The 19,968-nt window shown below is 47.2% G+C and carries 17 protein-coding genes; 8 read left to right on the top strand and 9 right to left on the bottom strand.

Features of this window, described 5'->3' with window-relative positions; genetic code table 11:
• Positions 1–26 precede the first annotated feature (26 nt).
• Together C3B52_RS31720 and C3B52_RS36950 are read right to left on the bottom strand one after the other, a co-directional pair.
• Entirely contained in the window at positions 27–3,305 is a 3,279-nt protein-coding gene (locus tag C3B52_RS31720; RefSeq protein WP_103110337.1) for a DEAD/DEAH box helicase, read from the bottom strand.
• A gap of 112 nt (positions 3,306–3,417) precedes the next feature.
• Complete coding sequence (locus tag C3B52_RS36950; RefSeq protein WP_164685008.1) at positions 3,418–3,648, bottom strand: DNA primase; 231 nt, start codon at positions 3,646–3,648, stop codon at positions 3,418–3,420.
• Positions 3,649–3,936: 288 nt separating this feature from the next.
• On the opposite strand from C3B52_RS36950, the gene pdaA reads away from it, so the two are divergent.
• Positions 3,937–4,689: a delta-lactam-biosynthetic de-N-acetylase gene (gene pdaA, locus C3B52_RS31710; protein ID WP_373419753.1), complete on the top strand. Its 753-nt coding sequence runs from the start codon at positions 3,937–3,939 to the stop codon at positions 4,687–4,689.
• Between the two features lie 48 nt (positions 4,690–4,737).
• Here the strand turns inward: pdaA and aspA are convergent, their stop codons facing one another.
• The gene (gene aspA, locus C3B52_RS31705) at positions 4,738–6,162 is read right to left on the bottom strand and encodes an aspartate ammonia-lyase (RefSeq protein WP_103110336.1); all 1,425 of its coding nucleotides are present in this window, start codon (positions 6,160–6,162) and stop codon (positions 4,738–4,740) included.
• 155 nt (positions 6,163–6,317) lie between these two features.
• Between aspA and C3B52_RS31700 the strand changes: the two genes are divergently transcribed.
• A complete protein-coding gene (locus C3B52_RS31700) occupies positions 6,318–6,824 on the top strand; it encodes a Gmad2 immunoglobulin-like domain-containing protein (RefSeq protein WP_103110335.1) in 507 nt (168 codons plus the stop codon).
• Between the two features lie 92 nt (positions 6,825–6,916).
• Here the strand turns inward: C3B52_RS31700 and C3B52_RS31695 are convergent, their stop codons facing one another.
• On the bottom strand, positions 6,917–8,311 hold the full coding sequence (locus tag C3B52_RS31695) for an amidohydrolase (protein ID WP_103110334.1): 1,395 nt from the start codon (positions 8,309–8,311) through the stop codon (positions 6,917–6,919).
• Between the two features lie 261 nt (positions 8,312–8,572).
• Between C3B52_RS31695 and C3B52_RS31690 the strand changes: the two genes are divergently transcribed.
• Entirely contained in the window at positions 8,573–10,657 is a 2,085-nt protein-coding gene (locus C3B52_RS31690) for a helix-turn-helix domain-containing protein (protein ID WP_103110333.1), read from the top strand.
• 69 nt (positions 10,658–10,726) lie between these two features.
• On the opposite strand, the gene C3B52_RS31685 is transcribed toward C3B52_RS31690, so the two are convergent.
• Together C3B52_RS31685 and C3B52_RS37935 are read right to left on the bottom strand one after the other, a co-directional pair.
• The gene (locus C3B52_RS31685) at positions 10,727–12,310 is read right to left on the bottom strand and encodes a PTS sugar transporter (RefSeq protein WP_103110332.1); all 1,584 of its coding nucleotides are present in this window, start codon (positions 12,308–12,310) and stop codon (positions 10,727–10,729) included.
• A 344-nt stretch (positions 12,311–12,654) separates the two neighbouring features.
• A complete protein-coding gene (locus C3B52_RS37935) occupies positions 12,655–12,780 on the bottom strand; it encodes a hypothetical protein (protein WP_268811918.1) in 126 nt (41 codons plus the stop codon).
• A gap of 137 nt (positions 12,781–12,917) precedes the next feature.
• Here C3B52_RS37935 and C3B52_RS31680 point away from each other — a divergent pair, with 137 nt between their 5' ends.
• Positions 12,918–13,664: a YwaF family protein gene (locus C3B52_RS31680; RefSeq protein WP_103110331.1), complete on the top strand. Its 747-nt coding sequence runs from the start codon at positions 12,918–12,920 to the stop codon at positions 13,662–13,664.
• A gap of 1 nt (position 13,665) precedes the next feature.
• On the opposite strand, the gene C3B52_RS31675 is transcribed toward C3B52_RS31680, so the two are convergent.
• Positions 13,666–14,541 (bottom strand): LysR family transcriptional regulator, encoded by an 876-nt coding sequence (locus tag C3B52_RS31675; RefSeq protein WP_103110330.1) that lies wholly within the window; start codon positions 14,539–14,541, stop codon positions 13,666–13,668.
• A gap of 149 nt (positions 14,542–14,690) precedes the next feature.
• Here C3B52_RS31675 and C3B52_RS31670 point away from each other — a divergent pair, with 149 nt between their 5' ends.
• The 3 genes from C3B52_RS31670 to C3B52_RS31660 all read left to right on the top strand — a co-directional run bounded on the left by C3B52_RS31670 (position 14,691) and on the right by C3B52_RS31660 (position 17,689).
• A complete protein-coding gene (locus C3B52_RS31670) occupies positions 14,691–15,578 on the top strand; it encodes a DMT family transporter (protein ID WP_103110329.1) in 888 nt (295 codons plus the stop codon).
• Between the two features lie 187 nt (positions 15,579–15,765).
• On the top strand, positions 15,766–17,082 hold the full coding sequence (locus C3B52_RS31665) for an MFS transporter (RefSeq protein WP_103110328.1): 1,317 nt from the start codon (positions 15,766–15,768) through the stop codon (positions 17,080–17,082).
• Positions 17,083–17,263: 181 nt separating this feature from the next.
• On the top strand, positions 17,264–17,689 hold the full coding sequence (locus tag C3B52_RS31660) for a NucA/NucB deoxyribonuclease domain-containing protein (RefSeq protein ID WP_201264970.1): 426 nt from the start codon (positions 17,264–17,266) through the stop codon (positions 17,687–17,689).
• Positions 17,690–17,723: 34 nt separating this feature from the next.
• On the opposite strand, the gene C3B52_RS31655 is transcribed toward C3B52_RS31660, so the two are convergent.
• The gene (locus C3B52_RS31655) at positions 17,724–18,281 is read right to left on the bottom strand and encodes a hypothetical protein (RefSeq protein WP_103110326.1); all 558 of its coding nucleotides are present in this window, start codon (positions 18,279–18,281) and stop codon (positions 17,724–17,726) included.
• Between the two features lie 98 nt (positions 18,282–18,379).
• Positions 18,380–18,967 carry a TetR/AcrR family transcriptional regulator gene (locus tag C3B52_RS31650; RefSeq protein ID WP_103110325.1) on the bottom strand — a complete coding sequence of 196 codons (588 nt, stop codon included), beginning with the start codon at positions 18,965–18,967 and terminating at the stop codon, positions 18,380–18,382.
• Positions 18,968–19,139: 172 nt separating this feature from the next.
• On the opposite strand from C3B52_RS31650, the gene C3B52_RS31645 reads away from it, so the two are divergent.
• On the top strand, positions 19,140–19,964 hold the full coding sequence (locus C3B52_RS31645; protein WP_103110324.1) for an alpha/beta fold hydrolase: 825 nt from the start codon (positions 19,140–19,142) through the stop codon (positions 19,962–19,964).
• The last annotated feature ends 4 nt before the right edge of the window (positions 19,965–19,968 follow it).

Here is a 19,968-nt window from a genome sequence, read left to right as displayed (position 1 = left end):
GAAACAAACAGGTCAAGGCATCCACCCTAAATCATTAGTAATTCTCGAATTTCTTGCTCCGTTAATGCAGACAACGCTTCTTGTCCCGGTTGAATGACTTCTTCAATGAGATTTTTCTTTTTTTGTTGAAGCTCATACATTTTTTCTTCCATCGTATCCTGTGCAACCAGGCGAATGACTTGTACGACCTTCTTTTGGCCAATTCGGTGAGCGCGGTCTGCTGCCTGCTGCTCTACCGCAGGGTTCCACCAGAGGTCGTACAAAATAACCGTATCTGCCCCCGTAAGATTCAGCCCGGTTCCTCCAGCCTTCAATGACATGAGGAACAAATCTCGCTCTCCATTGTTAAATCTATTGCATAGCTCAACCCTCTCAGCCGTTGGCGTATTGCCATCGAGATAGAAAAACGGTACGCCTGTATACCCTAGCTCTCTCCCGATCATCCCTAGCATCTGAGTGAACTGGGAGAATACGAGCACTCTCTTCCCTGCGCTTCTGCACTCTTCTACAATCTCAAGCAGCTGCTCGAATTTGGCTGAACTCCCCTCGTAGTTTTCAACAAACAACGCAGGATGACAACAAATCTGGCGCAGCCGCGTTAAGCCAGCCAAAATCTTTATGCGATTTTTTTGGAAGCTGTTAGCTTGGAGATGCAGCAAGGTTTCTTGTTGCAGCTGTGCCAAATAGGCCACATACAGCTTCTTTTGATCAGGCAGAAGCTCAGACGCTTGCAGAGACTCGATTTTTTCTGGCAGCTCTTTTAGCACATCACTTTTCACCCGCCGCAGCAAAAAAGGACGCGCTCGTTTCGCCACGACTTCCCGAGGCAAATCATGAAAAGCTTTTCTGCTCGGAAAAAGCTCTGGAAACACCGCATCATAGATTGACCACAGCTCCTCCAGTCTGTTTTCGATCGGGGTTCCCGTAAGCGCAAAGCGATACTGAGCCTGTAGACTTTTCACAGCATGGGCGGTTTGGGTCGTGTGATTTTTGAATGCTTGTGCCTCGTCCAGAATCAGCGTATGAAAAGGCTGCTCTACATATTGCTCACTGTCGCGGCGAAGCAGTGGATAGGAAGTAATAATAACATCTGCTTCGGATACATCCTGGAGCAATTGATTGCGCTGGGTTTTGTTTCCGTCGATAATGACTGTGCGTATCTCTGGTGCAAACTTTTTTAATTCATTTCGCCAGTTGTATACGAGAGAGGCAGGAGAGACAACCAATGCTGGCCGCTCCTCGCTTCTTATTTCTGGCAGTACAGAGAGGAGGAAAGCGATGCTTTGCAAGGTCTTGCCCAGCCCCATATCGTCTGCCAGAATCCCACCAAATCGATAGTGTGCCAATGTCTTTAACCATTGAAACCCGAATTTTTGATAGTCGCGCAGAATCGGTTCCAGCGAATCTGGTAACGGAAAGTCGAGATGGTCGGGATTTCGCATATGATCGAGCATTTGACGAAAGGATTTTCCCAATTGAATTACTTTGCCATGTCCGGACGCATCCATGGCATGAAGCCCACGAACAACAGGAATCCGGGCATATGCCCCTTCCACATCACGATTGCGAATGCCCATTCCATCAATAAAATCGGACATTTCCTGAAATGCCTCTGATTCCAATGGCAGGAGCGCTCCATTTGGCAGCTTATGATATTTTCGTTTTTCTTCTAAGGATTGTATTAAATGGCGGATCTCTGATACCGGCACGCCATCCAGTTCAAAAGACAGCTCCAACCAATTGGTGCGTGCTTTCACATCAACGACTACCTTTGGTGTGGCATGTCCTGTGTGCAGTCGAACTTTTACAGCAGTCGTGGCATACACACTCACAAGCTTTTCGAGCTGCGGAACGACATGATATAAAAAGTCGTACTCTGCCTCTTCATCTTGTAAAAAGAAGCCGCCTTCCGTTCTGGAGAAAGCGCTTCTCTCCATGATATCCAAAATTTGTCTTTCCTTTTCCCCATCTCTCATCAGGATCAGGTCAGTACCACGTTGCTGATGCTCCAGCTCCAGTGGATTTATGACAATATCACCATACTGAAATTCGAGCCCGGCCAGCAGGCGATCTCTCACTCGATCCAGGAACAGCTTGGCTTTTAGCTTGGTTTGTACGATTCGATCTGAGACAGAGCGGGCGATGTGGACACTCCCAAGGTTCATCAGTCCCGGAACTACCTGGACCATGAAAGCTTCCATTTGCTCAGAGGAAATAGGAATACTCACTCTTCTATGCTTCTCCAGCAATTGCTTCAGTCCGGCAAGACGGCTACACCGCTCCGCTGTGACGGTCAGCAGCTTGCCATCGATCAAGAGGGCACAATACGATTCCATGACGGTAATATTGTCCAATCCAAGCACTTCCAGCTGGTAGTCCTCGTCTGCCGATTGGTCAAAGGTATACTGAATCGGAATAGGACCTTCAAACATCTCTAAAGGAACAAACACACCATCGCCACTCTCGATTTGTACAGCTTGTGCAGCGACAAGCGCGGGAAGAAGCGGCTCCCAGGAGTTAGGTGGGACAAGCAGCATCCGCTCGCCAGTTATGCTATTCGCTGTTGGCAGGCTGGTCGTTGTTTCCCGGTACACATTTTCATGTTGGTATATGCTGATCAACTGCTGCAATATCACATCATCTTCCTTTTGAAAACGATGAAGCTGTGGGTCATACGTAAAATGATTGGAGAAAACAAACACCTCACGCTTGTGAAGACTCTCCAAAAACTCTCGAATTTTTTTCACAATGTACAGCCTTTTGGCTCCGACCTTTAGCTCGATACCAAACATGAGCTTCCGATAGCCGTAGGTGAAAATTTTACACGAGAATTCTACTTCCAGGCATATTCTCGTATCACGCAAAGCACTGGGCGAGCTACTCGGTCGAGGTCGTTTGGCTTCAAAAAGACCAAGCACCCCACTCGTTAGTTGCTCCTCTCTGGACAAGCTTCTGGTTGAAGCCATTTCATCGTTTCCATACTGCCTGGGAGCTAGCGCAGAGTTTGAGCGACGATCACCAACCATATCCTTTATTTGCAACAGCACACCAGCCACATGCTGACAGTAATGATCATAAGAACGGAGTCTGGGGCAGGTGCAGGAAGCCTCCATGACACTCCCATCCATCTCTAAATGAACCTCATAATTGATGTTTCCTACTTTTACAGTCGCCTCAACAACAAGTGGTTGCGGATCGTAGTGATTAATCGTGACTCTTCTTGCGCGATAGTAGGCTTTTCCTTTTTCATAGGAAATCCGCCCACATAATGCTTTGATGACTTGCTCACTAAGTGTAAAGCTCATCTTCCTTACCCTTTCTTTTCAAGCGGTGTATCTAAATGATAACAGATCGAGAAAAAAGATGCGCCGCTATGACGCATCTTTTCCCATCCTGAAAAGAGAATCGTTATCTCGATTAATCTTCCTCGTCTGAGTCGTCCTCGGAACCGTCTTCTTCGGAATCGTCTTCTTCGGAGTCGCCTTCCTCGTCTTCATCTTCGCCATCTTCATATACAGGATCTTGGTCGCCTGTGAAGATCCATTTCTTTTTGGTTCCATCCTCGTATTCGATCTTCACTTCAATCTCTTCAATGTCGTCATCATCGCCAACTTCGTTTTGCAAATACTTTAACCAATTCAGCCCCATGACTACACCTCCGGTACTGGATGATTTCACATTTGTAGCGCCAGCGGATCACCGTTGACTTTGATACTATATGACGAATGACAAGGAGTGGTTTGGACAATAGCCCCCTTTTTACTTATTTTTCAAGGATGCTGTACACTTCCTGATCGGCTATGAATCCTTTACATAATTGGATAGGGACTGGACAAACTTTCAATGGAAAGAAACATTTCGTTTAGGGAAGGGAAAGGACGTGAATATTCCGGTATGGACAAACGATTCAAGTGGCATATCATCTTTGTGAGTCTAATGCTCCTCCTTGCGCTGCCGCTCCAGTCTGCTGTAGCCTACCAGGATCATCCGTATCACTTTGGCTTTAAAAAAAGTAAGAACGGCGAGTTGCCCTCCATTACAGAAGAAGGATTTAAAGGGATTGTAGATCGACATGGGGCAGTTTTTCTTGGGGATACATCGAAAAAGGAGCTGTACCTGACGTTTGATAATGGCTACGAGAACGGCTTTACCCCTTCGATATTAGACACGTTACTAGTCAGGAAGGTTCCTGCTATCTTTTTTGTGACCGGTCATTACGTGAAGGAACAGCCGGAGCTTCTGAAGCGCATGACAGCAGAAGGACACTTGATCGGGAATCACTCTTGGAGCCATCCAGACATGACTACCATCTCCAATCAAAAGGTCAAGGAAGAGCTCGAGAAAGTCAAAGAGGCTGTCACACAAGTCACCGGACAGCGTGAGATGCAGTACTTACGTCCACCTCGCGGAATTTTTAGTGACCGTACGCTGGCTGTGACAAAGGATATGGGGTATACAAACGTATTTTGGTCAATTGCCTACAAGGATTGGGATACGAAGGTCCAGCGCGGTGCGAAATTTGCGTACGATAGCGTCATGGCTCAGCTTCACCCTGGTGCAGTCATTCTTCTGCATTCTGTCTCCAAGGATAACGCTGAAGCTCTTGGCTCTATTATTGACGAAGCACGTAAACGTGGCTACGAATTTAAAAGCCTGGATCAGCTTCCGAACCAGAAACCAACACCATAACGAACAAAAACTCCCGCCTGTTAGGTACGGGAGTTTTCGTTGCATTGCTTAATTGCGATCGAGCAAAGACGCACCAGCAATTCCTGGATGTGTCATTTCGAATGGATCCAAAATCAAGTCCAGCTCTTCCTCCGTCAATACATTGTGTTGGAGGCACAGCTCACGAACAGATTTCCCAGTCAAAATGGCTTCGCGTGCAATGCGCGCTGCTGTTTCATAGCCAAGATGCGGGTTTACGGCAGTGATGACGCCAACGCTTTTTTCTACATATTCTCTCATGCGCTCGCGGTTTGCCTCAATTCCTTCCAGGCAATACTTCGTAAATGCACGGAACGCGTTGTCCATAATGCTGATCGATTGCAGCAGGTTGAAGACGAGTACTGGCTCCATTACGTTCAGCTCCAGCTGTCCTGCCTCGGAAGCCAAGCAAATGGTATGATCGTTCCCAATGACTTGGAAAGCTACCTGGTTAATCACTTCAGCCATAACCGGATTTACTTTCCCTGGCATGATAGAAGAACCTGGCTGGCGAGCTGGCAATGAGATTTCTCCCAGTCCTGCACGTGGTCCAGATGCCATCAGGCGCAAATCGTTGGCAATTTTGGACATGTTCATCATGCAAACCTTGAGTGCAGCAGAAACTTCTGTATAGGCATCTGTGTTTTGTGTTGCATCAACCAGATGGTCCGCTCCTGTCAGTGGGAAGCCTGTAATTTTCGCTAATTGCTCCACAACTGTCGTAATGTAACTCGGATCTGCATTCAAACCGGTACCTACAGCAGTCGCTCCCATATTTACTTCATACAGGTGCTGACGAGATTGTTTGATTCTTTTGATATCGCGATCCAGCACACGACGATACGCCTCGAACTCTTGGCCCAAACGGATTGGAACAGCGTCCTGCAAATGAGTCCGTCCCATTTTGATTACATCATCAAATTCTGTTGCCTTTTTGCCAAATGCATCATGCATCGCTTCCATCGTTACGAGCAGCTTTTCCAACAGGTCCAGTGTAGAAATGTGAATCGCTGTCGGGAATGCGTCATTCGTGGACTGAGACATGTTGACATGTGTATTCGGGCTGAGATTGAAGTAATCTCCTTTTTTCTCTCCCAAAATCTCAAGTCCGCGGTTGGCAATCACTTCGTTTGCGTTCATATTGATGGAAGTGCCTGCTCCACCTTGGATCGGGTCTACAATAAACTGATCATGCCATTGTCCTTCAATGATTTCCTCTGCAGCTTGGACAATTGCATTGCCGAGGCGAGGATTCAGTCGAGATACTTCCATGTTGGCAATCGCTGCTGCCTTCTTTACCATTGCCATTGCGATGATCAGTGAAGAATGTAGACGGTATCCTGTGATTGGAAAGTTCTCCGTCGCACGCATAGTTTGGACGCCGTAATAGGCATCGACAGGAATTTCCTTCTCCCCGAGAAAATCCTTTTCAATTCGATACGTTTGTTGTACCATTCTTTTTCGACCAGCTTTCTAGGATAGTGGTTACTGCTTCCTCCCCATTCTATCACAGTTCGCCTAAGATAGCCCTTTCTTGTAACAAACGCTTTCATTTTTACGTCTTACTAGCAGGTAGGACTCACAACAAACCGACAGAATCGAGGGATACCATGAAAAAGTTTCTTTTGCTGCTGTTGACCGTAGGAGTGCTCCAGGGCTGCACAGGTGGCACGCAAAGCTCAGTGGAGCCACAAACGCCTCCTACCACAACCCAACCAGAGACACCTAGCACTCAGCCTGAAACACCTGCACAGCCACAGACACCGGCTGAAAAACCTCCAGCTGCAGAGCAGCCTGATTCATCCGAAGGCGTCTATGCCAATGATATTTTCCGAAACGTTACCGTTAAGAAAACGGGGACAGATACGTTTGAAGTAAAAGGTCAGGCACAAGTGTTTGAGGGAACAGTCAGCTACGTCGTAGAGGACGGACACAATGAACTGACCCAGGGCTCGATCCAAACCTCTGCTGGCGCTCCTGAATGGGGCGATTTCACCCACACAGTGAAAGTGAAAAAGGCTGATCCGAATACAACACTCATGCTGATTTTGTTTGAAACGAGCATGAAGGACGGCAGTCGCCGAATGGAGCTTATCATTCCTTTGCCGGAAAAATGATGGGAATCTCGGCGCAACACCATGCAGATTCTTCCTGCATGGTGTTTTTGCTTTATATTTGTTCACACAAAGCTAACTTGATACCTTGTTTCTTATAGCTTTGGCGGCTTTACATCGTCCGGTATTCCCGCACGATAACAGAATCCATTGGTGCTTGCAGCGAACTCAGCTTTGGCTCTTTCCAAAATGCCATCTTCATTACGTAACAGATCGTAGGCAGCAAGCGCCATGATTTTTGCTGCGTAATGCATCCCTTTCATGCCGATTGTGGAGCCGAAAGAGGCAGTCGCTTGCCATGTATGCACTTGAATCCCTCGCGGCGCACACGTCGTCGTCACTTGTCCCACAGGAGTAATCCAGGAGACATCTCCTACGTCTGTCGATGCCCCGAAGAGTTTTCCTACTTGATTTACATCGTGATAAAAGCGAGAATCCAAAAGGCTGTCTTGTTTGGCGCCATCCTTTTCGGCTTCAGCTGCTACAGGCGCGATTGTTTGGCAAAGCCGCTTGGCAAAAAGCTCTTCTTCCTCGGTAAACTCCATCTGTCCTGCCGCTGCTGCCTGTAAATACATATGCTCATTCAAAACAAGATTCGGCAATGTATCATAGCAGCCTGCCTTGATCTCCCACCGAACAGACGTCTCGGTCATCAGCGTGGCACCTTGTGCGATCTTGATCAAACGGGCCTGCAGCTCGTCCACCTGCTTGCGGCTTCCTCCGCGCAGGAAATAATAGACGCTGGCGTTATCTGGCACGATATTAGGTGCCATGCCCCCATTTGTTATCTGGTAATGAATACGAGTTCCGTCTGGGACATGCTCTCGCATATAATTCGCGCCTACGTTCATGAGCTCTACAGCGTCTAAGGCACTTCTCCCCAGATGCGGAGCGGATCCGGCATGAGCGGTTACCCCGGAAAAGTAAAACTCGATTGCTGACAATGCCTGAAATCGTACATTGCTGGTCGTATTTCCGCTGCCCGGATGCCAAGTAAGCGCGCAGTCCAAATCATCAAATACGCCTGCCCGTGCCATGAATGTCTTGCCGGAAAGCAATTCTTCCGCCGCACAGCCATAATAACGAATGGTGCCTGGTATCTTTTCCGCTTCCATTCTCTTTTTGAGGGCGATAACCGCCTCTACTCCTGCCGTTCCCAGCAAATTATGTCCGCAGCCATGTCCTGGACCGTTGTTAACCAGTGGCTGATGAACAGGGCTGACCTCTTGCGATAAGCCAGGTAGTGCGTCGAATTCACCTAAAATACCGATGATAGGATTACCCGATCCGTATTCTGCAATAAAAGAAGTCTCCACATCGCCTACTTGGGTACGAATCTGAAATCCTGCCTCCTGAAGCGTGCAGATCTGAAGCGCGGAGGCAAAGCTTTCTTTATATCCCAGCTCTGGATTCTCCCAGATCTTTCTGGACATATCGGTAAACATATCGGCATTTGCCTCAATCCAGCTCGTAATATCTGACTTTGCCATATCTACTCCCCCTCTGTTCTTGATTCTCTCTTCGACTTCCGTTCACAGCTTTTTACCTTATATATGCTTTTATTGTAAAAACGCTTGGGAGGAATAGCATTATGGAAATCTACCATGTTCTCTTGATTTAATTGTGTATTTCTCTAATTCTTTATCCTTCAAGTTTTCATCACAAACAGGATTTCGTAGTGGACAAACAGAAAAAAAGAGGAAGAGTGCACGAGCATTTCGCATTGATTTTTGCAAGAGGGAGAGTAAGCTATGCTGCCAAATACCCCTGCTCATACAGGCCATGCCAGATTCCCCATGACTTCCTGTCACATTTGGACTGCCACGGCCCATCAACATTGGTCCTATTTCCAAGAGAACAAAATGTTAATAGAAGAGCCTGCCTGCGAGGAATGGAGCTGGCCTGATTTTGAACCATCTAGCCAGTTCGATTATTCAACGCGGTTTGATAGCGAAAAAGGCTGCCAATTGTTCGTATTTAATACCGAGTCTCCCGAATCTGTTCCGGTTCGTGCCTTGTTGTATTGTGACAAGCCCGAGGATCAATCTTCCTGTGATCACTTCGTAGTTCATGTCAGGTACACCCTGCTGCGACAAGCTTCCCTCCATCAATGGCTGGAGCATGATCAATGGCTCCAAGGGCTGCGCTCCTTGACTGCTTCCCTAGATATAGACGAGTTGCTGCTGCATATTATGAAAAATGCGATGCAGGCCATTCCTGCGGTCGATCGTGGCTTTCTGATGCTCTACGATCAACATGCAAATTTGCTTATCCCGAAAGCGAGCATCGGCATGGGTTCCAGTATTTACGACTTCAAAGTGGCGATCGGAGAAGGGATTACCGGAAAAGTATTTCAAGAAGGTATCGGGCGTATTTTTGATCGGGAGCAATCCAGAGAAGCGATGAAAAACATTCGCCCAGAGAGCATGGAGCAGCTCAAAAACGCTTCGGTGACAGAGAATGTGGAATTTGATCAGCCGATTGTGATGGCTGTGCCGGTCTCCATGAACGAAGAAACAATCGGGGTGATGATTGTTCATCAGATCAAAGCCAAACGACAGTTAACACGGCAGGATCTCCGCCATTTGCAAGGGTTTGCCGACCTCGCCGCAATCGCGATTTATAACGCCAAATTGTATACCGAGCAGCGCAAAGCAAATGAGTATTTGGTCAAACGAAGCCAGATTCACGAAAAATTTATCCAGCTCTCACTCCAGGAAGCCGATTTAAGCACCATCACCAAAACAATAGGCAAAATGCTCAATCTGCCAACTGCGTTGATCGATCTTACTGAGAATCGGTGGTTTCCTGACCAAACCTCAATCGAAAAGCATTTTACCAGCTTTCCTATTTTCTCCAGCTGGGAGCGTCAAGGCAGCCCGCGTGAAATCACACTGCCAACTGGCAATTGCTATCATTTATTTCCGATTACCAATGGCAGCATCACTCTAGGCTGCTTCGTTGTTGAGCTGCATCGACCACTGGACAAGCTCGATATCATCGTGCTCGAACAAGCTGGGGCGATAGTCGCGCTCGAGATGATCAATACGTACTCGCTGACAGAGCTCTCCTACAAAAAGAGCCATGAATTTTTTAACGAGCTGCTTCTGTTCCGAGAACCAACTAACATCGTCGTCAAAGCAAAGGAATTTGGGCTTTCCGCTACGCAGCCTTTTTTTGTCGTCTTGATCCAAATGAGCCATCATAAACAGGATGCAAAACAAAAAGAGGCCTGTCGCCGAAGACTGATCGCTGCGCTGCATACGGCATTGGGATTAAAAAACGGATTACTTTTTAACTTCCATGAAAAAATTACAATCGTTCTCCACACAGATCATTCACGAACTCAAAAAAATCTCATCCAAAAGCTCTCTACCGCTTTCAAGCAGTGGGAAAACGAGGATACGCCCCTGTTGCATGTCGGTATCGGTAGCGTATATGCTGGGCTTGCGAATACAGCCAAAAGCATGGAGGAAGCGAGCAAATCACTCTCTTTTTTGCTTACCCGAAACAAGCCTGGTATGATTCGTTACGAAGAAATCGGCATTAATCGCCTGTTCCTCAATCAGCCTCCCGAGGAGATCGAGCAGTTTATTACGGAGATTTTAGCGCCCTTGCGCGGTACAAAAGCACAGGCAAGCGAATTAGAGCAAACGTTAAAAGCGTACATTTCTGCCAATCGCTCTACTTCGGTTACAGCAGAACAGCTGCACATTCATCCAAACACGCTCTACCACCGCCTCCGCAAGATCGAGGAAATTCTGGATCTCGATCTCGACGACCCGGAAGATTGGCTCAAGCTGTATTTGGCCTGCCATCTGAGTCAAACGTATTAAAACGCCAAACACCCCAAGCTCCACCTGATAACAGGAAGCCTGGGGTGTTTGATTTGAATCGAGAATGCCTCACGCGCTGAGCTTTTCGATTGATTGCTTGCCCCTTTTTTTCGCTACTCGATTCGCCAGAAGGGTAAACAAGAATGCACAGACCAGACCTGTTGCCATTGCAACAACAAATCCAATCATATTGTTGGACAAAAGGGGTGCCATCACAGATGGAACATAAGCGGTTCCTCTGACATCAAATACACCTACCATCATTCCGGCAATACCCGAAGAGATGATAGCTCCTGCAAATACAGCCTTGTTGGAGAACATAAAAGGATAAGCTGCTTCGACAAACGTTCCAAAGCCCATATTAATCAAAAAACCTGGAGTCGCCACTGTCGCTTCACTTTTATCTCGTGGAGAGACGATATTAGCAAGCGTAATTCCTGCTGAGACCATGACCAAGCCAACCATGTCGACAGCTCCGAGAAAGCTGTTCCCTGTCTTTTCCATCTCCAAAAGCACGATAGGTAAAATCGCTGCATGGTAAACTCCTCCGATGATAGCTGGCCAGATCAATAGCCCGGCGATTAAACCGGCGGCGACAGGACTTACAGAAACGGCGCCTTCGATCAACACTTTTACCCATTCCCCCGCCTGTAACGCAATCGGTGCAAGCAAATAAAAGACAATCAAGCCAGCCACAAGACCGGATACGCCGCCTGCAATAATATTTACAGTTGTTGTTGGGAAGCGCCATTCAATACATTTGCGGAAAAGGACATTCACGAGGAGTCCAGCGCCGATCCCACCGATCATTCCCCCAATGATCCCTCCGTCTATGGACAAGACACCTGCCAAAACCCCAGCTACTACCGAAACCTCTTCCATGTCCGATACCTGCTTGGCCGCGATGGCTGCGATCACAACTGGCAGGGCTTTGATGAGCACATCGAACACGCTGCTGAGCATATCCAGCCCCGGAATTTTACTTAGCGCCAAAATGAGGGCTAGAGCGATAAAGCCTGGTAGAGACGACATCATGATTCCCCGGATGTTGATTCGCTTCCACGGATTGTTAGAAATATCTGAAGCCCCGTTTGATTCACCAATGATCGGGCGATAGGAGATTCCCCAGTGCTTGCACAGCGCTGTCATAAAGCTGATCGCTCTTGTCCGATTTGTCGTGCCTGTTGTACCTGAGGTTAACACCACGTTTGCTCCTTTGGCACTGATCAACGCCATAGATGTCCCACCAGTACCGACAATCGCGATTTGTTTTTCCACCGAGGCCATTATCGCATGCTGATTGGCTCCATCCGGGTCGGCACTCATGCTGATTAATCCGTCTACTCGTCCCTCTTTTATTTCAGTAGAAAGAGCCTCGTCTAGCGTCCGCACATACTGATTGCATTCTTCTAAAGTCCCCCGAAACAGGGACAAGATTTCATTTGCCTCATCGTCCCATGAATAGACTGTAGATAGCGTATCTTTTCCCGCCATATCCATCGAGCCTTGAGCTGCGATAAACTGTATTTTCGCAATGTGAATATCTGCAGCCATCGCTTGGTTGATGATCTCTTTCAATAATTTCTCTGGTTCCTTCCCACCGAGGTTATACAAATTCCCTCCACTGCTTCCCACAATAGCCACACGTTTCATCGGCCTTCTGTCTCCCTTTGATTCATTTTAGTAAAGCGTTACCTCATTATCATTTTAGTTTAGTGAAGTGAATGAGTAAATTCAATAGATTCTTTCTATTCATACAAGCATTCAATCATCTGGAGCGAATTTTTCAAATAAAACGGAAATATGGTATGATTTGGTGGTTGTTTTGGCATTCTCGCCCAAAAAGGAGGATTTGTAAAATGGAGGGTCAATATGAAGTCGTTTGGGGAACACTTGAAGTTGCCTGAAAAATCATAACCCTCTCTATAAAAAGAGAGGGCTTGACTCACTGCATATATTTCATGTGGGGCAGCAGGCTGCCTTTCTTCATGTTGTGACTACTTTTGCTCGTCTTGCTCATCTTTATAGCATTCCATGCAGAGAGCATTGTTGTTCTCAATTTCATATTCCGTTAAGCGAGCCTGGCAAGATTTGCATTGTTTTTCAGTCAGCACCAAGTTCAAGACTATATCTCCTCTCAATGATGTAATGTAGTCTATTTATATTATAACCGATGCTTTATATCATATAAGGTGTTTTGTGTTAAAATTTTGTGAATTCTTTCAATTATAAAAAATAATAAAGAATTCAGGAGGATACCATGCATTCCCTTTATTTTTCTTTAATTATCTCAGGAGAACCCTTTCGTCTGTTCTCGCCTTCCCATATCGTTTCACTCATCCTGTTGCTCGCTTTGATCGCTATTCTTTATTTCTATCGGCATAAATGGCAGACATCCTTTGCTGGCAAATTCACGCGCTATGCACTCGCAGGACTTCTCATCCTGTCCGAGGTGTGCTTCCAGCTATGGCATGTATATACGGACAGCTGGTCCGCGGCATTTACACTGCCTTTACAGCTGTGCAGTGTCACCCTGCTGTTCTCGGCTTTGCTGCTTATTACCAAAAATTACAGCCTGTATGAAATCACATTTTTTGCCGGGATTGGTGGTGCCGCGCAAGCATTGATCACACCCGAATTGTTTTATCCGTTTCCTCATTTTCGCTTCTTCCATTTTTTCCTTGCACATGCAGGAATCATTCTCGCCTGCCTGTACATGACCTGGGTTGAGGGGTATCGACCTGTCTTTCGCTCTGTTTGGAAAACAATGGTTTTTCTTAATGTACTGCTCGTTATTGCCCTACTAGTGAACAACTGGACAGGTGGAAACTATTTGTTTGTGTCGCATAAGCCAGAGAACGCCAGTCTGATTGATTTCTTAGGTCCATATCCTTGGTACATACTCTCGCTGGAAGGTGTCGCATTTGCTCTGTTTACACTTTTATACATGCCCTTTGCTGGTAAAAAGAGTCCATCCAAGCAGCAAACACACGATTTATCTTCGTAGTCTATTTTTGCTCGGCTACCCATTCGGTTACATGCTGCAAAAATCGTTTGGCTGCCGGCGACTGTTTGGTAAATGATATGGCGGCAACGCCGAGTGAGCGATAATGCTCCCCTTCCAAAGGAATCATGCGAATGTTTGCAGGCAGCCGAAACAATATCATTTCCGGCAGGATACTGATTCCCAGCCCATTTTGCACCATTGAAATAATCGCATGATCGTCCCCAACCTCATATTTGACCCGCGGCTGCAGGTTATATTTTGCAAGCAGCCGCTGGATGTCATTGTCACACCCTGCTTTCGGCATGATAAAGGTTTCCTCTGCCAGCTGGCTAACATGGACCTGTTTCTCATCATACAGCGGATGGTCGTCTGTCACGAGCAAATACAACTGATCCTTTTTCAGAGGAATCGTCTCGAGTTCCTCGGTTGTCGGCAACGAGACAAAACCAAAGTCCACCTCTCCCGTCTGAATCCAGTTTTCGATTCCGTCGTAATACCCTTCCAGCAGCTTGATCTCAATCGCTGGATAGTTGTCCTGGAATCGCTTCAGAATCCCCGGCAGCCATTGGGTAGAGACACTCGTAAACGTTCCGATTCTCACCGTTCCGACCTCCATACCATTGATCGAGGCTATCTCCTGCTTCATCCTTTCATGGGCTCGCAGCATCTCTCGCATGTACGGAAGCAGTCGCTCTCCGTTGCTTGTCAAGCTAATACCAGACCGGCCTCTGCTCAAAATCGAAAACCCGTACTCCCTCTCCAGGCTTGCTATGGCATGGCTAACGGCCGATTGAGTCAGCCCGAGTTGTTCTCCTGCACGAGTCAAGCTCCCTGATTCAATCACCGAAATGAATACTTCGAACTTGCTGAGACTCAAATCCTTTCGCCTCCCATCCATCGATTTTGTTCATGAAAAACATGATAAACATTCATTTTTCTTATTTAAAAGATACCCGTATACTGAGTAATGCACAACCCCTGTTCATCATAGACATCGCCCTGACCTGCTGGGCAAGGAGGCTCGACATGAAACCGCAGTCAAAAGCCGATTTGGCTCTTTTGATGTGTACCCTTTTTTGGGGATCTTCTTATTTATTTATGCAAATGGGTTTGAAGGATTTGGAAACGTATAACCTGATCGGCGTACGCTTTGGCATTGCCTTCTTACTTGCTGCTGCCTTTTTTTATCGGCGCTTGCTAAGCACGAATCGAAAAACAATCCTACACGCGTTTATTTTAGGAGCAATCCTGTTTGGTGTATTTGCTACCGTCACCAGTGGCGTCAAAACCACGACAGCTTCACAGGCTGGCTTCCTGGTAAGTCTCACAGTCATTTTCGTACCTATTCTCTCGATCGTTTTGCGCAACAAGCCACAAAAGCGCGTATTCATTGGCGCAGGCCTCGCCATGGTTGGCATCGGCTTATTGACATTAAGCTCCGAGCTGCGGATTAGCCAGGGCGATTTATTGTGCATAGCAGCGGCACTCTTTTACGCTACACATATCATTGTGACAGGACGATGGGCCAGCCAGTCCGATACGATTCAGCTCGGTATTTATCAGCTTGGTTTTACTGCCCTGTTTGGCATACTCTTTTCGATTTTATTTGAAACGCCAACACTGCCACATACGTCGCAGTCATGGCTGGCTGTTCTTTCCCTGAGTATTTTGTGCAGCGCGATCGGTTTTGTCGTTCAGACAGTGGCTCAAAAATATACCACTCCCGCTCATACAGGCGTGATTTTTTCATTAGAGCCTGTATTCGCTGCTCTTTTTGCTTTTTTGCTCACAGGGGAAACTCTCACGCTTCGGGGCTATATAGGTGCTGGACTTGTTTTGCTCAGTGTATTGATTGCAGAGATTGATCTGAGCAAATGGCGGCGCAATAAACAGGAGGGCCATCTGTCTGTCTGATCGGATGCTCTGAAACGCCCTTACCAAACACCGGCTCTTTCAACAGAGTCGGTGTTTTTTTGCTCAAAATTCCTATCCATGATCAAAAGAAATGGATGGTAATTTTCTTTTTCTCGTTGAAAGAAAGTAGGTTTGGGGCACGTTATGTGCAAGCAGGTATCCTACTTTATGAACTGGGGGGTAACGTATGCACCAGAAAACAAAGGGCCGCCTCCCATCCTTTCGCCACCCTCCACAACAGACGGGGCTGGATTGGTCCCGTCCACATAGCACAGCCACCGAGCCGCATAAGCCGGGACAGCTCGATAATCAATCCAGGCTGCTGCTCTTGGTAAACGTCCTGTTTATTACTGCTGGTGCATTATCCGGTACTTTCGTCAACGTCTATCTCTGGAAGGTGAAAAGCCAGTTTGCGCCCATTGCCTGGTTCACTTTTACCACTCATCTCGTTGGGGCACTGACCTTTTGGTTAGCAGGCTGGTATGCCAAGCAAGGGAATAAGATGAATATTCTCCGAGCGGGAATGGCTGTATCGGCACTGTTTTACTTACTCGTGCTCTGGATTGGTCCCAAGGCGGTAGCGTATGCCCCATTGCTCGGATTGGTTCAGGGAATGGCTGTCGGTTTATTCTGGCTGGCTTTTAACGTCGTTTATTTTGAAATTACCAGTGCCGACAATCGCGATCGTTTCAACGGTTGGGCTGGACTTTTGGCATCAGGTGGCGGCATGCTGGCGCCATGGATTTCAGGACTGCTCATTACCCGTTTGACTGGTAATAGCGGCTATAGGCTGATTTTTGGGCTTTCCTTGGCGCTCTTCGTCGTCGGGGTGATCATCAGCTTTTTCCTAAAAAAGCGTCAGTCTGAGGGCAATTATTCGTGGACGTTTGCCCTCCGGTGCTTGCGGGAAGATCCGGACTGGCGATTTGCTGCAGGTGCCTTGGCAGGGCAAGGCTTACGGGAGGGACTGTTTGGCTTTATCATCGGTCTGATGGTCTACATAGCGACGAAAAGTGAAATGACGCTCGGCAACTATTGGCTCATCACTTCAGGTGTAGGCATCGTCAGCTATTATTTCACTGCCAAATGGCTGACTGTTCGCTATCGCAAATGGGGTATGCTTATCGGGGCTATCGTCATGTCAGGAGCCGTCGTCTTGTTTTTTTGGCAGGTCAGCTACTCTACCTTGCTCATTTTCGGGATATCGGTCGGGATTGCCTACCCTCTCTTCTCTGTCCCGATGCTCTCCACGATCTTTGATTTGATCGGAACCAATGAGGAAAGCGCGCGAAATCGGGTTGAATATGTCGTTCTGCGTGAGTTTTCACTGGATGCTGGACGCTTGGTAGGAATCGTCATCTTTTTGGTGGTGACGTCGATTAGCCTGTCTCCTACCACTCTGAACTGGCTGATCCTTACCATCGGTACAGGACCGATTATTGCTTGGCTATGCATGACTCGCCTGTTTCGGACGGTTCCCGTCAAAAAAGAGAATGAAACATAATCCGCATCGCCACGTCATCCACCGTTTTCATTGCTGTGGGTGACTTTTGTATGAAAAAGGCAGGTTGGGGTTCAGAAAAGCTGCTACCTATTGGTATAATGAACCAATGCGTCGGTAATCTCCCTACCGTTCCAAAGGAAAATACATAGACGTACCAGCGAATAAACAAAGGAGAAAAATCGTGCAAAAGAAACTGATTGTATTCATTCTGGCGCTTTTGATCGGCTTCGGGTCTTGGCTGTTTGAGCAGCAGGACTCCGCTACCCCTGTGGTTAGTACAGATGCAGATTTGGTGCTTGAATTTCCAAGTGATCGTTATCCGGAAACAGCCAAGCACATTCAAACAGCTATTGAAAAAGGACAATCCGCTGTCTGTACGATTGATCGCAAAAATGCAAGCAAGCATCGGGACGAATCACTTCGCGGCATCCCTACCAAGCCTGGACTGGACCGAGATGAATGGCCGATGGCGATGTGCAAAGAAGGAGGAAAAGGTGCCGATATTGCCTATATCTCCCCTTCTGATAATCGTGGGGCTGGCTCATGGGTAGCCAATCAGCTAGAAAATTACCCCGACGGCACTCGCGTCCAACTGGTCGTAAAATGATGACACTGCTTCGCTGCCAAGCAAAAGCCCTCTTTCATCGGAGGGCTTTTTTCATATTCACACCCACAAAGACAAATCCGGCTCCCGTCAATGCCGAGCCAGTGATGATCGCCACGGAACCAGCAGGACCAACAAAATCGGCGGAGGCAAATACGACTGTACCTATAATGAACAGCAGTCCTCCACTTCCTCCATTCAAGACCAGCTGTGTTCCGATCAAAAGCATCCCAAGTACAAACAGTAGTGGACCTGCTGCTGTGACCCAGCTCACACCAACCGCCTGAAGAACTCTAGTGGCATCTGGCATCGATACACTTGCGGCTTCCACGAATATAATCGCTGAAACGAGTATCGTCCCAACTGTCGCCAGTAGCATACCCGCTGCTCTCCAGCCGTTCTTGGAGGAATCTGACTCATAAATGGCGACAAACGAGAAAACCATTGCCAGATGCGCGATTAGAATCATGTTTTTGGCTACGATGATCCATGTATCATTTTGCGCAGCTTCCTCAAGCAGGTGTGCAAAAGCGAGCAGAAAACCGGTTGCGATGGATGCAATCATGCCAATTTTGCTAATGGATAATTTCCTCATAATAAGGCCCTCCTGTATCATGCGTTTTTCTAGCAAAAAACTAATCAGATTAGTTTTTGATCATAAAAAAGTAGTACCGCATCGCATAAAAAATTTCTTCACTCTTTTTCATTTGCTTGCTCCCTGATTTGGGCGTGCACGCCAGCTAAAAAGGTATCCACCAGCATTTTGAAGGAAACATCAAGGTCTAACGGTAGACCGAATCCACCACTGCTTTCGATCGACGCAAACCCGTGCAGAATACTGCGAAATCCGCGAATCATATGCAGTGCTTTGTCGCCTTTTAGGTCATATGCACGCAGTTGCTCTCCAACCAGCTCTACGACTTGATGCTGCGCAAAATGAAGCTGTTGATCATTTGGAATCGGTGCTCGGAAGGTCGCATCATACAAGCCCGGATGACTTCGTGCGAATGAGACGTAAGCATCGCCCATGGCATATACCGCAGCATCACCCACAAGTCCATCTGCTCTCTTTTGCAGCTGCTCATACAGCTGATTCAAGCCATAAATAGCAAGGCTCTGCTTCAATGCCTCCAGGCTTTCCACATGGTTATAAAGTGAGGGGGTGCGTACATTCAGCCGCTGTGCCAATTCTCCAAGTGAAATACCGTCAATTCCCTTTTCATCTGCGAGTGCTGCCGCTGCTGCTACTACTGTTTTGAAATCCAAGCCCATTCGCGGCATAGAATTCCCCTCCTTCATTTTGTTAGCAATCTAGCTTATATGCGTCTGCCAGCACCTATCTTGCTGGATATCTACACAGTAACTAATTTGATTAGTTTTTGCAATAGACTTGTAGTTATTTTGTATCTGCCCTACTATATAGATGGAAAATAATGAAAATTGGTGATGAAAGATGGGTCCTGGCAACAATCACATTCACTATGAAATATGTGGAAATGGATATCCTCTCGTCATTCTTCACGGTCTAGGAACTGACCATCGCTCCATGAAAGCGTGGGTGGAGCCGCTTTTTGAGAAGCGTTCGGGTTGGCAACGCATCTACATGGATCTTCCGGCACACGGTCATAGCAGCACACCGAATTGGATAAAGACATCTGATGATTTACTTGAATTACTCCTGCACTGCATCGATACACTGCTTCCTGATCAGCATTTTTCACTTGTAGGCAAATCTTTCGGTGGCTATCTCGCACAAGGCATTCTCGCAAAAAGGGCGCCGCTGATCGACGGCTTGAGTCTTCTCGCACCCGCCCTTCATAAAAAGGAGCGCAATCTCCCTACGCGGTCTGTCCTACAGTCTGATGATCAGCTCCTCTCTTCTCTTGATGCTGACATCCGAGCAGCATTTGAAGCCTTGATGATTCTGCAAACCAAGCAGAACCTGGATGCTTTCCTGTCTGAAGTCCAACCGGGGCGTCTTTTAGCAAACCGTGATTTTCTCACATCAGACTGGCGCACCAACGGCTATTTTTTCTCGGCGGAGCCTTTTGCCGAGGGCAGTACTTATCCACAGCCATCCTTATTTTTACTCGGCCGCCAAGACTCGGTTTGCGGCTATTACGATCATATGGAGCTTCTGAAGCATTTCCCGCACAGTACATTCTCTATTTTGGATCGTGCCGGGCATATGCTGGAGATCGAGCAAAGGAATGTAGTCCTCGCCCAGCTTGAGGAGTGGTTGAACCGTGTAAATCTATATAAATCAATGATGAGGTGAACCG

It is taken from the genome of Brevibacillus reuszeri (assembly GCF_002897295.1).
GTDB classification, from domain to species: Bacteria; Bacillota; Bacilli; order Brevibacillales; family Brevibacillaceae; genus Brevibacillus; species Brevibacillus reuszeri_A.
This window is presented reverse-complemented; position numbering and strand designations above follow the sequence as displayed.

Coding starts and splice junctions, on each gene's coding strand:
- C3B52_RS31720 (WP_103110337.1), bottom strand. CDS start 3,305: ATGAGCTTTACACTTAGTGAGCAAGTCATCAAAGCATTATGTGGGCGG.
- C3B52_RS36950 (WP_164685008.1), bottom strand. CDS start 3,648: ATGGGGCTGAATTGGTTAAAGTATTTGCAAAACGAAGTTGGCGATGAT.
- pdaA (WP_373419753.1), top strand. CDS start 3,937: ATGCTCCTCCTTGCGCTGCCGCTCCAGTCTGCTGTAGCCTACCAGGAT.
- aspA (WP_103110336.1), bottom strand. CDS start 6,162: ATGGTACAACAAACGTATCGAATTGAAAAGGATTTTCTCGGGGAGAAG.
- C3B52_RS31700 (WP_103110335.1), top strand. CDS start 6,318: ATGAAAAAGTTTCTTTTGCTGCTGTTGACCGTAGGAGTGCTCCAGGGC.
- C3B52_RS31695 (WP_103110334.1), bottom strand. CDS start 8,311: ATGGCAAAGTCAGATATTACGAGCTGGATTGAGGCAAATGCCGATATG.
- C3B52_RS31690 (WP_103110333.1), top strand. CDS start 8,573: ATGCTGCCAAATACCCCTGCTCATACAGGCCATGCCAGATTCCCCATG.
- C3B52_RS31685 (WP_103110332.1), bottom strand. CDS start 12,310: ATGAAACGTGTGGCTATTGTGGGAAGCAGTGGAGGGAATTTGTATAAC.
- C3B52_RS31680 (WP_103110331.1), top strand. CDS start 12,918: ATGCATTCCCTTTATTTTTCTTTAATTATCTCAGGAGAACCCTTTCGT.
- C3B52_RS31670 (WP_103110329.1), top strand. CDS start 14,691: ATGAAACCGCAGTCAAAAGCCGATTTGGCTCTTTTGATGTGTACCCTT.
- C3B52_RS31665 (WP_103110328.1), top strand. CDS start 15,766: ATGCACCAGAAAACAAAGGGCCGCCTCCCATCCTTTCGCCACCCTCCA.
- C3B52_RS31655 (WP_103110326.1), bottom strand. CDS start 18,281: ATGAGGAAATTATCCATTAGCAAAATTGGCATGATTGCATCCATCGCA.
- C3B52_RS31650 (WP_103110325.1), bottom strand. CDS start 18,967: ATGCCGCGAATGGGCTTGGATTTCAAAACAGTAGTAGCAGCAGCGGCA.
- C3B52_RS31645 (WP_103110324.1), top strand. CDS start 19,140: ATGGGTCCTGGCAACAATCACATTCACTATGAAATATGTGGAAATGGA.